Source organism: Pseudomonas sp. GW821-FHT03C07 (assembly GCF_059420925.1).
In genome coordinates, this window is record NZ_JBWKUQ010000005.1 from 203,588 (window position 1) to 215,342 (window position 11,755).

Below are 11,755 nucleotides of genomic sequence, written 5' to 3' on the forward strand. Positions count from 1 at the left end.
TTTTGCAGTTGAGTCTTTCGCGTTGTAAAAGTTGTTTCAGTTGATCGGGTTACAACAGTCGCTTTTTATTTATCGAATTAGATAAGCCATTTGCTGTGGAATGTTCTGCTCGTACTACTCAATGAGAGGGTTCAATCGTGCAAGATAAAGAACGTAATGTCGTGGCACGTCCTACGCCTTATGAATTTTCGGAATTGTTTATCGGGGGGCAGTGGCGCAGCGGTCAATCAGTCGTTCTACAGGACCACAATCCATTCAACGGCGATTTGCTCGGTGAGTTTGCACAGGCAAGTACCCGTGATGTCGATGATGCTTTCGATGCTGCGGTCAGGGGACAAGCCCTATGGGCCAATGCGCTGCCGTCAGAGCGTGCTGCGGTACTTCGACGCGCAGTAGATATCATGGACCTTCGCCAAGCCGAGATTACCGATTGGCTGATCCGTGAGTCTGGAAGTGTATGGCTCAAGGCGCAGTTCGAGTGGAGTGCGGTTCGTGCAATGCTGCAGGAGGCGATGGCATTACCCAGCCTGCAAACCGGCAAAATGCTGTCCGGCGATATTCCGCATAAAGAGCACCGTATCTATCGCAAACCCGTCGGCGTGGTCACGGTCATCAGTCCCTGGAACTGGCCGATGCACCTGAGTACCCGCGCCCTTGCCCCCGCGTTGGCGTTGGGTAACGCGGTTGTTTTAAAACCGGCGGCAGAAACCCCGGTCACGGGCGGTCTCCTACTGGCACGCATCTTTGAGGAAGCCGGACTGCCACCGGGCGTACTCAGCGTGCTGTTTGGCGCCCATCAAGAAATCGGCGATCACCTGGTGCTCCATCCTGCCTCGCGGGTCATTTCATTCACCGGTTCCAGTGGCGTTGGCAAGCGTATTGGTTCCCTGGCAGTCACCGGTGCCACACTCAAACATGTCGGTTTGGAGATGGGCGGCAACAATCCACTGGTTGTGCTTGATGATGCGGACCTCGAGCAGGCGGTTCGTGCTGCGGTTGTCGGGCGTTTTCTGCACCAGGGGCAGATTTGCGTCAGTACCAACCGCATCATTGTCGACCAGAAGCTGTATCCACGATTCGTCGATCAGTTTGTCGAGCGCGTATCGACTTTAAAGTATGGCGATCCGATGGACCCGCAAACGATTGTCGGCCCATTGATTGGCCAAAGGCATCTCGACCGCTTGCAGGGCGTTATCGCAAACGCCATCGCAGAAGGGGCTCGGCACCGGTTGGGCGCAAAAGCCGAAGGGCTGGTCCTGCCACCGCAGGTGTTTGATCAGGTGAGCTCAACCGCAACTTTGGGTCGTGATGAGATATTCGGTCCTGTCGCGCCGATCATCATGGCCCGCAATGAGGCGGACGCACTGGCACTGGCCAATGACACTGAATTTGGCTTGTCCAGCGCGGTGTTCACCGGGGATCCGGCGCGAGGTCTGCGCTTTGCCCAAGGGATTGATGCGGGGATGACACATATCAACGATATGACTGCGGTGGACCTGGCGAATATGCCATTCGGCGGTACCAAGAACTCAGGGAGCGGACGCTTTGGGGCCGAGGGTGTGATTGAGCAGTTCACCACGGAGCATTGGATTTCGGTTCAGAACAGGCCTCGCGAATACCCGTTCTGATGCCCAGCTTTGATCATGCGGGATACCAAATTGTGAAATAGGTTTTGCACCTGTTTCAGCGCCAAAGCACCCGATGCATTGCATCGGGTTTTTTTGTATGGCGATTATCAACTTTATTCTGCACGAGGCTGTGTGGAGAAATCATGCGCAAACGGATATTTGCTGCGCCAATTTAAACCAAGGTATAGGGTGGCGAGCCCTACGTATTAACGCTCGACACCTCCGTACAATGGTTGTGCCTCAGGTATTCTCGTAACTTATGTCCAACGCAAGAGCCATCGTAAATACGTGTGCTGACTTGCAGTTATTACTTTCCTGACATATATGAAGAGGTGCACTCATGAAATCTTTGCTCGTCGGCGCAGTCGTCCTGGCTTTCCTCAATACCGCCATGGCAGCGGGTTCCGACACTGCCCATAGCGCGGTAGTCACTAAAATCGACAGCTACAAATACGGCACGCACCTGGATATCTCCAAGGTGCTGTCCGTTTCAACCCCGGCGACGAGTTGCGGTGTTGTTCCTGAGCAAATGATCTATCTGGACTCTAGCGGTTCGAAGCATGAACTTGATTATGAAGTGATGGGTGATGGTTGCAACGGCTAAGCCATCAGACACCAACGCTTTATACACAATCTGAAATGACGTTAAGCCAATAACGTACTGCACAAAAGAGACGACACATGAATATACTGAGCAAGCTCGGAATCGCCGTAAGCCTGGTCTCTGCGATGACCTGTGCTACCCAGGCAATGGCTGGACCGGTCGCCACCGTCAAAGCCGTTAACGTTGTACTGGTGCATGGTGCCTGGGCTGACGGATCGAGTTGGTCAGAAGTCATTCCACGGTTGCAAGCCGCCGGTTTGAACGTGGTCTCTGTGCAGAACCCGCTGACCTCTGTCGAAGACGACGTCGCCGCTACCAAGCGTGTGCTGGATCAGTTGCAAGGGCCGACGGTGTTGGTTGGACATTCCTACGCGGGTACTATCGTCAGCGAGGCGGGTGTCGATCCTAAAGTGAGCTCGCTGGTTTATGTGGCGGCCCGAGCTCCGGACACCGGTGAAGACTTTGTTGCCCTCGCAGCGAAATACCCGACGATGCCGGTGCGTGCCGGTGCCGTGGAACATGAAGGCTTCGTGTCGTTGACCCAAGACGCTTACCTCAAGTTTTTCGGCGGCGATCTGCCGCGGGACAAGGCCCTGGCGCTGTATGCCACTCAACAGCCGATTGCCAAGACCCTGTTCAACGGTCGCACGACTGCCGCTGCATGGCACACCAAGCCGTCCTGGTACGCTGTTTCGAAGAATGATCAGACTACATCGCCGGACCTTGAGCGCTTCCTGGCCAAGCGTATGAACGCCACCACCGTCGAACTCGACTCCAGTCATCTTTCGCTGGTATCGCACCCTGAAGAAATTACCGATCTGATTCTGGCAGCGGCAGGGCGCAGTCAGTAATACGTCCTACCTAAGAAATACCAAGGGACTGCCTCTAACGACGCAGTCCCTTGGCCGTTGCCATTACGAGTGGCGGGACCAGTACTTTTCAGCCAACACACTGCCCTGCTGCAGGAAGCTATCTTCCGCTGCGTTGTCGACCTTTCCATCGGGGGAGCGGGTATAGGAGTTCATCAGGTCGGAGAACATCGTATTGCTGTCGGAGCTGATGGCGCGAATCCCTGCCACGTACTCGTCCACCGACAGACTACCGTCTTTGGACGTATCAAACGTTTTGAACAATTTCGAGGCCGTCTCGGCACTCACTCCGATGCGCTTCAGCTGGGCCGCAAACTCACTGCTGGTCAGTTTCTCGGTTTTACTGGTGTTGGCCTGGAAAAACATCTGCGGACCCCATGCCTCCGTCAATGGGGTCACGGACCTCAGTTGGCCTGGGGTGGATGTCACGATTTGACCATTGCTCAGCGTTACGATCGAAGCGGGGGATGACGGCGCGGTTGTCGGGGCGGGGGCAGCGGCGGAGGTGGAATGGGGGGCAGGGGCCACCGAGGTATTGTTGGATGTCGGCGATGCAGGGCTTGAGTAGGGGCCGGCGGAGTTGCTGATGTTCGATAGGGACATGATTCGATCCTTGATTGAAGGGGGCGGTTGTTTTGATAGTTAGTAATGACCGCACCTAGATAGATCGTCGGGCTGGGTTAAAGCTTTAGTATTTTATTGGGTGTGGCGGGAAAGTTAAGTTTTACTTATTGGGTTGTTAAGTGTTTCTAATTAATGGGTCTGCTACAGCCCCTATTGGGGTGATTCAAATTCAGTCGATTGAATCGCTATACCAGCGACGTGTTATTCTGGGCCCAGAATAAGCCGTTATTTCGGCAGGCCCTGACTAGAGCGCACTACGTTGACGAATTCGACTCTCCCTATGCGTGTTGGCGCTATTGCCCTGGCGGCGCTGATTTTCATCATTGATGCCTTGACCCCGATGGATATTGCCATCGCTGTCCTATACGTCCTTGTTGTGCTGATGGCGGTCAATGCGTTCTCGCGCACCGGGTTGATTGCAATCACACTTGGCTGCATGGGCCTGACGCTTCTGGCCTTTTTCATCGATCATGACGTGCACATGGTGCCGCCTCTGGGACGCTGCCTGATCAGCCTCGCGGCGATCGGCATTAGCGGGGCGTTGGCCGTGCGCAACAATACGATCAACAGCCAGTTGCAGGAGCAGGTAAAGCTTCTGGCGCAAACCCATGATGGGGTGGTCGTGCGCGATATGCAGCATCGAATTCTCAGCTGGAACGCGGGTGCGCAAACCCTCTATGGATGGTCCGCCAAGGAAGTGCTCGGAAAGAAAATCACTGACCTATTGCAATCGAAGATCGGCGCCACCTTCGAGGAGATCATGCAGATCATATTGGTCAAGGGTACTTGGGAAGGGGAAATCACCAGTACCCACAAGGATGGCCATCGCGTCACGGTGACGTCACGCTGGTCGCTGTCGCGAGACCGTCGCGGCAATCCAGAAATGGTGCTGGTGACCAATAACGACATCACTGCGGCCCGGAAGGCGGAGGATGCGTTGCATCGGTCGCAGGCCGAGCTGGCGCACATCACGCGGGTCTCGACCCTCGGTGAATTAGCGGCGTCGATTGCCCATGAAGTCAATCAGCCCTTGGCGGCGATCACCACCAACGCCGAAGCCGGTCTGCGCTGGCTGAATCGCGAGGTACCGGATCTGGGCGAAGCGCGCAGCGCGCTCAGCCGTATTTCCAGTGAGGCTCAGCGTGCCAGCGAAGTCATCAAGCGTATTCGTGCATTGTCGAGAAAGTCCGAGCCCCAGCATTTTCCGCTGGATTTCGGCGAGGTCGTCGAGGAGTCGCTAGGGTTGCTCAAACGCGAATTGGCACAACAGAATGTCTCCTTGCGCCTGGAGTTGGGGGCTGGCTTGCCGGCTGTGCTGGGGGATCGGGTGCAGTTGCAGCAGGTGATCATCAACCTGGTGATGAACGGCGTTCAGGCCATGTCCAGAGTCCATGAGGCTCAGCGGTTGATGCTGATAAAACTGGGACGAGTGGCCGATCAGTTGATCCTGGAAATTCATGACAGCGGTCCCGGCATTCGCGAGCAGGATATTGCTAAGCTGTTCACTGCATTTTTCACCACCAAAGAAGAGGGGCTGGGGATGGGGTTGTCGATTTGTCGCTCCATTGTCGAGGCCCATGGCGGGCATATCGACGCGCACAACCGCCCTGAAACCGGCGCAGTGCTGCAAATAGCACTTCCCGTGGTCGAAGAGGTGAGCGCATGAGTCATCCTGACGATAAACCAATAGAGGGGCGGCAGGTATTCATTGTTGATGACGACGGAGCGCTGCGCGAGGCCTTGAGCAGTCTGTTTCGTTCAGTGGGCATGAACGTCGAGACCTTTGCCTCGGCCGATGAGTTTCTCGCCCGCCCGCTGCCAGCGATACCGTCCTGCCTGGTGCTCGATGTGCGCCTGCAATACACCAGCGGGCTGGAGTTTCAAACTCAGTTGCAGGCTTCCGGCATCGAGATTCCGATTATCTTCATCACGGGTCACGGCGACATCGCCATGACCGTCAAGGCCATGAAAGCAGGGGCCTTGGACTTCCTCGCCAAACCTTTCCGCGATCAGGATCTGCTCGACGCGGTGTCAGTGGCACTGGAAAAAGACCGCAAACGTCGCGAAGGCCAGAAGCAGACCGTGCAACTGCAACAGATTTACGCCACCTTGACCGCGCGTGAGCAGGAGGTCATGGGCTATGCCGCGAGCGGGCTGATGAACAAGCAGATTGCCGGTGAAATGAACCTGAGTGAAATCACCGTGAAGATTCATCGTGGTCATGCCATGAAAAAAATGCAGGCGAAGTCATTTGCCGAGTTGGTACGCATGGCTGAGTTATTGGGCGTTCGGAAAAAGGGCTGAAGAGACATACTTGGGTATTATTTATTAATCGGCCGAGTTTTTTTATAGTGAGCTCAGTGTTAAAAGCACCTGCCAACCGGGTAGGGTGCCGAGTGAGAAGCTGAAGGTAGGTAACAAGTGTCGTTAAATCTTGTGATAGCCATCGTTGATGACGAAGAATCGGTCCGTGTGGCCATCGACAGCCTGGTGCGGTCGTTGGGCTACCAGTCCTGCATCTTCCCCAGCGCGGAAGCCTTTTTGGCCTCGGAGCAATTATCCACGAGCGCCTGCTTGATCACCGACGTGCAAATGCCGGGCATGGACGGCCTGGAGTTGCAGCGTGTGATCGTCAAGAGCGGGCGTCAGCTACCGATCATTCTCATGACGGCGTTTCCAGAAGCCAGCATCAAGGCACGCGCTGAATCCGAAGGTGCCAGTAGCTTTTTGAGCAAGCCGTTCGATGGTCAGACCATGATCAATTGCATTGAGCGGGCACTCCACCGTCATCATTAAACCCCGCAACATGTAACGTTCATTCCTCTTTTTTATTTGAAATCAACTTTCATATCCCGACCGGTTGTCGCGCAGGTCGCTGTGTGGCTGCTTTTCAAAGGCTGACTATACGAAAGTTTATAGCTGTGACGCCCGAGTATTAAAACGCTATGCCGATGTACAACTGGTCGTCGAGAGTGGGCTTAATTAACATGGCGGCCAATAGCGAAGTTGTTCAAATATTAACTTTATAAGAAGGACTGCTTATCATGGCGCTGGCCAAACGTACGGTTCCAAGTTTCACCCGAGAAGCGTCAGACCGTCTGTTCGAGGCGCGCCGTGTGGCCTTCAATCCGGGCCAGTGCCGTACGGTTTTTCGTATTGGGCTGTGCGGCGACGTCGAGTACTCGTTGCTGCCGCAGTTGCTGCGTCGGCTGCGATTGGATACGCCGGGGGCCACTCTGATGGTACAGCGACTTGACGGTGAGCAACTGACCGATTTGCTGGCGAGTGGCGACATCGGTGTTGGCCTGAGTTACCAGCCTTCGAAGACCCATGCCATGCACCGCATGCAACTGCGTAGCTTGCGTTTGAACGTACTACGCAGCGACCGGGCCCCCGGATTCATCGATCTCGACCAATATTGTGCTCGACCTCATGCACAGGTGGGCTACTCCAGCGACGTCACGGCTTATATCGACAAGACCTTGCAGGCCCAGGGCCGCAAGCGGCGGGTTGAAGTGTCTGTGCCGCAATTCAGCACCTTGCCGTTGCTGATGGCCGACTCCGATTTAATCGCCACGGTGCCGGATTACGTCGCTAAAGCGATGGTCGGATTGGGCGGCTTTCGCAGCGAGCCCATGCCGCTGAGCTTGCCCGATTTGAAGCTGTCCATGAGCTGGGGAGAGGAGACTCATGCCAACCCGGCGCAGCAGTGGCTGCGTTCCCGGATCAGGATGTTGTTGCAAGACCATGATGACAACTGAGTCGGTTTCCCCTCGTGCTTAACCAAGTATTCACCCTCTGCATCGTAAGCCTGACTTACTTGAAAACGATGGCCGAAATCGAGCGACAACTTGAAACGCATCGCGGCTTCGATGCTCAAGCGCTAGTCGAAGCCGTTCACCAGGTCTGTCCTTACTCCAGTTCGTCTGCCCGTACCCGTTTAACTCACCCCACCCAAGTAGGAATTGAATATGAACACTGTTGGCAAAACGCTCGCTGGCTCGCTCCTCGCGCTGTCAATCGGTAACGCCCTCGCAGCAACTGACACCGGCGTCGAGCACAACACTCAGGCGTTCCTCGACGCACTGAACACCGGTGGCGGCAAGCCAATCGAGCAGCTTTCGCCAAAGGATGCCCGCGCGGTACTGACCGGGGCTCAAGCTGGGGTCAAGCTGACTCTGCCCAAGGCCGATGTCAGCCAGAAAACCATCTCGGTCGATGGGCAAGACATCAGTCTGACCATCGTGCGTCCAGCCGGCGTGAAAGGCACCTTGCCTGTGTTCATGTACTTCCACGGCGGTGGCTGGGTGCTGGGCGACTACCCGACCCATGAGCGTCTGGTTCGAGATCTGGTAGCCGGCTCAGGTGCGGTGGCGGTGTTCGTCAACTACACTCCTTCACCTGAAGCGCACTATCCGACCGCGATCAACCAGGCCTATGCGGCGACTAAATGGGTGGCCGAGCACGGCAAGGAAATCAATGTTGACGGCAAGCGCCTGGCCGTAGCGGGTAACAGCGTCGGCGGTAACATGGCGGCCGTCGTCAGCCTGATGGCCAAGGACAAAGGCACTCCAACGATCAAATACCAGGTGCTGCTGTGGCCGGTGACTGATGCTAACTTCGATACCGGGTCTTACGGCCAGTTCGCCGAGGGTCACTTCCTCACCCGCAACATGATGAAGTGGTTCTGGGACAACTACACCAGCGATCCGAAGCAACGTGCCGAGATCTACGCCTCGCCGCTGCGTGCATCACTGGATCAATTGAAGGGCTTGCCGCCCGCGCTGGTACAAAGCGCCAGTGCCGACGTACTGCGTGACGAAGGCGAAGCCTACGCTCGTAAGCTGGACCAGGCGGGTGTTCCGGTCACGGCGGTGCGCTACAACGGCATGATTCACGATTTCGGTCTGCTGAACGTAGTCAGCCAGGTACCTGAAGTGCGGTCCGCGATGCTGCAGGCTTCGCAAGAGCTCAAGCTTCATTTGAAGTGACCACGATTTATTGCGCTGGGATGAACACCCTGAACGGGTAACCGCACACCACCACCGAAGAAGCCCGATCATTGAGTCGGGCCTCTTCGTATCCGGCGTTATAGAAGCACCCTGATCATTAATCATCGACGCTTGATCATAATTGTTAGTTTTGCTTCATAGCCTCTGAAGATTACGTAAGTTCTCTGAAGGGGGGGGTTGCTTCTAAAATCACCGGTAGCGTTTTGATCAGTGGCGGTGTTCGCCGAGCCGCTAACCCATTGACCGGCAAGAGGTGAACATGGCTCAGACTTTGAAGGTGAACGGAACCGTACATACTGTTGATGTCGATGACGACACCCCGTTGCTATGGGTTCTGCGAGATGTGCTCGGCATGACGGGCACGAAATTCGGTTGTGGCATGGCTTTGTGCGGTGCGTGCACGGTTCATATGAATGGCGTGGCAGTGCGCTCCTGCGTATTGCCGGTGAGTGCCGTTGCCCAAGCCGAAATCACCACCATCGAGGCGGTCGGCGAGACCATCGCCGGAAAGAAAATCCAGCAGGCCTGGCAGGCCCTGGAAGTTGTGCAATGCGGTTACTGCCAGTCCGGGCAGATTATGTCCGCCAGCGCCTTGCTGGCGAGCAATTCCAACCCGAGTGATAGCGATATTGATAACGCCATGTCGGGGAATATCTGTCGTTGCGGAACTTATGTGCGAATTCACGCCGCGATTAAACAGGCCGCCGGGCAGGCGACGTTCATCAAGGTGGGGGCATGAGCATGAAGCTTGATACCGCGACCGTCTCCCGACGAGCGTTTCTGAAAATCGGTGCGGCCAGCGGCGGTGGGCTACTGCTGAGTCTTGCGCTGCCAGGCGCAATCGGTGACGCCATCGCCACTGAAACCACCGCGTTCGAGCCCAATGCTTTTATCCGTGTTGATCGACAAGGAAAGGTCACGTTCACCATTGCCCAAGTTGAGATGGGGCAGGGCACCTATACCTCGATTCCGGTACTGATCGCCGAGGAGATGGCGGTGCGGCTCGACCAAGTCGTCATCGATCACGCTCCCGCCGACGACAAGCTCTACTCCAATCCGCTGCTGGGTTTTCAAGTCACCGGCGGGTCGACTTCGATCCGCAGTGCCTGGGAGCCGTTGCGCCAGGCGGGTGCCACGGCACGCACGTTATTGATCGAGGCCGCCGCGTTGCAATGGGGGGTTGCGCCCAGCGGTTGCACGGCGCGCGACGGGGTGGTTCATCATCAGGCCAGTCAGCGAACCCTGGCATACGGTGACCTGGTCGAGAGAGCCGCGACTTTGCCGGCGCCGGGAAAAGTCGCGTTGAAAACCCCGGAACAGTTTCAGTTGATTGGGCTGACCAGCCAGCGTACCGATTCGCCGGGCAAGATAAATGGCACGGCGTTGTATGGCATCGATGCCCGGCCGGACGGGGTCAAGGTCGCGGCGGTCATGGCTTGTCCGGTCATCGGCGGCACCCTCGCCAGTGTCGATGATCGTGCGGCCATGGCGGTCAGCGGCGTGCTGCGGGTCCTTCGGATCGAGAATGCGGTGGCAGTGGTGGCCGAGCACATGGGCGCGGCACGCAAGGCGCTGGCCATGCTCGATATCAAATGGAACGAAGGCGCCAACGCGCAATACGCCACGGCGCAAATGCTCACGGCGATCGAGCAGGCTTCACAGTCGAGCGGTGCAGTGGTGCGCAACGTTGGCGATGCCGAGCAGGCGCTGATGCTCGCCAACAAGAAATTCGAGGCGGTCTATCAGGTGCCCTTTTTGGCCCATGCCTGTATGGAGCCGATGAACTGCACGGTGCATGTCCGCGCGCAAGCTTGCGACCTGTGGTTGGGGACTCAAGTGCCGTCCCGCGTGCAAGCCGTGGCCGCGCAACTGACCGGGTTGGCCGAGACTCAGGTTCAGGTGCACAACCATCTGTTGGGGGGTGGCTTTGGCCGCCGCCTGGATGTGGATTTTGTCGTACAGGCGGTCGCCTTTGCCAAGCAGGTCACGTTCCCGCTCAAGGTTATTTGGTCCCGCGAGGAAGACACCCGTCACAGCACCTTGCGCCCCTATCATTTCAATCACCTGAGTGCCGGGCTGGATGCGCAGGGGCGGCCAACGGTCTGGACCCATAAAGTGACAGGTTCCTCGATTCTCGCCCGTTGGTTGCCGGCGCGTTTCGCCAACGGCATCGACGGCGATGCGACTCGTGACCCCAGCGGCCCCTATGATTTTCCCAACATCGCCGTCAGCTACATCCGGCATGAGCCGCCAGCGGGCATCATCACCGGTTTCTGGCGGGGCGTCGGGCATACGCAAAACGTGTTTATGGTCGAAGGGTTTATTGATGAACTGGCCGCCAGTGTCGGCCAGGATCCAGTGGCCTATCGCCTGGCACTGCTGGACAAGCATCCTCGCGCGCGCAAAGTGCTGGAGGCCGTTGCGCAAAAGTCGGGATGGGCAACCCCTTTGGAAAAAGGCCGGGGCCGGGGTGTCGCGCTGACGTTCTGCTTCGGTACCTATGCCGCTCAAGTGGCGGAGGTGAGTGTCGATCAAGGTGGGCAGGTGAGCGTGCACAAGCTGACTTGCGTGGTGGATTGTGGTCGATCCATCGTTCCCGACAGCGTCGTGGCACAGATGCAGGGTGGGGCCATTTTTGGTCTGAGTGCCGCGTTGTTCGGCAACATCACGTTCAAGGACGGGCGAATCGAACAGGGCAATTTTGACACCTATCGTGTGTTGCGGATGAATGAGACGCCTGTCATCGAAACGCACCTGCTCGACAGCAATGAAACACCCGGCGGGATCGGTGAAGTGTCCACGGTGATGATTGCTCCGGCGGTGGTGAATGCGGTGTTTGCGGCGACGGGCAAGCGGTTGCGCAAGCTGCCTGTCGATGCCAGTCAACTGGCAAGTGCCTGAGTCGGAATAACCCTCTGAAAAGCGCTGCGCACTCAGTTTGAAGCTGTGATGCGTAGCGCTGAATCGTGGACTGGACGTTCCCGCCACTTCAACATCTGGCCGCTGTGCTCATTGGGC

11 protein-coding genes are annotated in these 11,755 nt (G+C 56.8%); 10 read left to right on the forward strand and 1 reads right to left on the reverse strand.

Annotated features, from left to right (window positions below):
• Nucleotides 1–161 precede the first annotated feature (161 nt).
• The 3 genes from AC07VG_RS12670 (at nucleotide 162) to AC07VG_RS12680 (ending at nucleotide 3,083) form a co-directional block, all read left to right on the forward strand.
• Nucleotides 162–1,628 (forward strand): aldehyde dehydrogenase family protein, encoded by a 1,467-nt coding sequence (locus AC07VG_RS12670; protein ID WP_495021348.1) that lies wholly within the window; start codon nucleotides 162–164, stop codon nucleotides 1,626–1,628.
• A gap of 340 nt (nucleotides 1,629–1,968) precedes the next feature.
• Nucleotides 1,969–2,232: a DUF2790 domain-containing protein gene (locus AC07VG_RS12675; RefSeq protein WP_495003948.1), complete on the forward strand. Its 264-nt coding sequence runs from the start codon at nucleotides 1,969–1,971 to the stop codon at nucleotides 2,230–2,232.
• A gap of 77 nt (nucleotides 2,233–2,309) precedes the next feature.
• Nucleotides 2,310–3,083, forward strand: a complete 774-nt coding sequence (locus AC07VG_RS12680; protein ID WP_495003947.1) for an alpha/beta fold hydrolase — start codon at nucleotides 2,310–2,312, stop codon at nucleotides 3,081–3,083.
• A 63-nt stretch (nucleotides 3,084–3,146) separates the two neighbouring features.
• Here AC07VG_RS12680 and AC07VG_RS12685 read toward each other — a convergent pair whose 3' ends face one another.
• Nucleotides 3,147–3,704 carry an EF-hand domain-containing protein gene (locus AC07VG_RS12685; RefSeq protein WP_495021279.1) on the reverse strand — a complete coding sequence of 186 codons (558 nt, stop codon included), beginning with the start codon at nucleotides 3,702–3,704 and terminating at the stop codon, nucleotides 3,147–3,149.
• A gap of 361 nt (nucleotides 3,705–4,065) precedes the next feature.
• Between AC07VG_RS12685 and AC07VG_RS12690 the strand changes: the two genes are divergently transcribed.
• The 7 genes from AC07VG_RS12690 to AC07VG_RS12720 all read left to right on the forward strand — a co-directional run bounded on the left by AC07VG_RS12690 (nucleotide 4,066) and on the right by AC07VG_RS12720 (nucleotide 11,638).
• The gene (locus tag AC07VG_RS12690; protein ID WP_495003945.1) at nucleotides 4,066–5,391 is read left to right on the forward strand and encodes a two-component system sensor histidine kinase NtrB; all 1,326 of its coding nucleotides are present in this window, start codon (nucleotides 4,066–4,068) and stop codon (nucleotides 5,389–5,391) included.
• Nucleotides 5,388–6,029 carry a response regulator transcription factor gene (locus AC07VG_RS12695; protein ID WP_495003944.1) on the forward strand — a complete coding sequence of 214 codons (642 nt, stop codon included), beginning with the start codon at nucleotides 5,388–5,390 and terminating at the stop codon, nucleotides 6,027–6,029. The genes AC07VG_RS12690 and AC07VG_RS12695 overlap by 4 nt, the downstream gene beginning before the upstream one ends.
• A gap of 132 nt (nucleotides 6,030–6,161) precedes the next feature.
• A complete protein-coding gene (locus AC07VG_RS12700; RefSeq protein ID WP_495021349.1) occupies nucleotides 6,162–6,521 on the forward strand; it encodes a response regulator transcription factor in 360 nt (119 codons plus the stop codon).
• A gap of 248 nt (nucleotides 6,522–6,769) precedes the next feature.
• Nucleotides 6,770–7,486: a LysR substrate-binding domain-containing protein gene (locus AC07VG_RS12705; RefSeq protein ID WP_495003942.1), complete on the forward strand. Its 717-nt coding sequence runs from the start codon at nucleotides 6,770–6,772 to the stop codon at nucleotides 7,484–7,486.
• Nucleotides 7,487–7,696: 210 nt separating this feature from the next.
• Nucleotides 7,697–8,716 carry an alpha/beta hydrolase gene (locus tag AC07VG_RS12710; protein WP_495003941.1) on the forward strand — a complete coding sequence of 340 codons (1,020 nt, stop codon included), beginning with the start codon at nucleotides 7,697–7,699 and terminating at the stop codon, nucleotides 8,714–8,716.
• Nucleotides 8,717–8,996: 280 nt separating this feature from the next.
• Nucleotides 8,997–9,476 (forward strand): (2Fe-2S)-binding protein, encoded by a 480-nt coding sequence (locus AC07VG_RS12715; protein ID WP_495021280.1) that lies wholly within the window; start codon nucleotides 8,997–8,999, stop codon nucleotides 9,474–9,476.
• On the forward strand, nucleotides 9,473–11,638 hold the full coding sequence (locus AC07VG_RS12720; RefSeq protein WP_495021281.1) for a xanthine dehydrogenase family protein molybdopterin-binding subunit: 2,166 nt from the start codon (nucleotides 9,473–9,475) through the stop codon (nucleotides 11,636–11,638). Before AC07VG_RS12715 ends, AC07VG_RS12720 begins: the two co-directional genes overlap by 4 nt.
• The last annotated feature ends 117 nt before the right edge of the window (nucleotides 11,639–11,755 follow it).

Excerpts from the sequence above, each read along its gene's own strand:
- AC07VG_RS12675 (WP_495003948.1), top strand. The coding sequence starts at position 1,969 with ATGAAATCTTTGCTCGTCGGCGCAGTCGTCCTGGCTTTCCTCAATACC.
- AC07VG_RS12680 (WP_495003947.1), top strand. The coding sequence starts at position 2,310 with ATGAATATACTGAGCAAGCTCGGAATCGCCGTAAGCCTGGTCTCTGCG.
- AC07VG_RS12685 (WP_495021279.1), bottom strand. The coding sequence starts at position 3,704 with ATGTCCCTATCGAACATCAGCAACTCCGCCGGCCCCTACTCAAGCCCT.
- AC07VG_RS12690 (WP_495003945.1), top strand. The coding sequence starts at position 4,066 with ATGGATATTGCCATCGCTGTCCTATACGTCCTTGTTGTGCTGATGGCG.
- AC07VG_RS12695 (WP_495003944.1), top strand. The coding sequence starts at position 5,388 with ATGAGTCATCCTGACGATAAACCAATAGAGGGGCGGCAGGTATTCATT.
- AC07VG_RS12705 (WP_495003942.1), top strand. The coding sequence starts at position 6,770 with ATGGCGCTGGCCAAACGTACGGTTCCAAGTTTCACCCGAGAAGCGTCA.
- AC07VG_RS12710 (WP_495003941.1), top strand. The coding sequence starts at position 7,697 with ATGAACACTGTTGGCAAAACGCTCGCTGGCTCGCTCCTCGCGCTGTCA.
- AC07VG_RS12715 (WP_495021280.1), top strand. The coding sequence starts at position 8,997 with ATGGCTCAGACTTTGAAGGTGAACGGAACCGTACATACTGTTGATGTC.
- AC07VG_RS12720 (WP_495021281.1), top strand. The coding sequence starts at position 9,473 with ATGAGCATGAAGCTTGATACCGCGACCGTCTCCCGACGAGCGTTTCTG.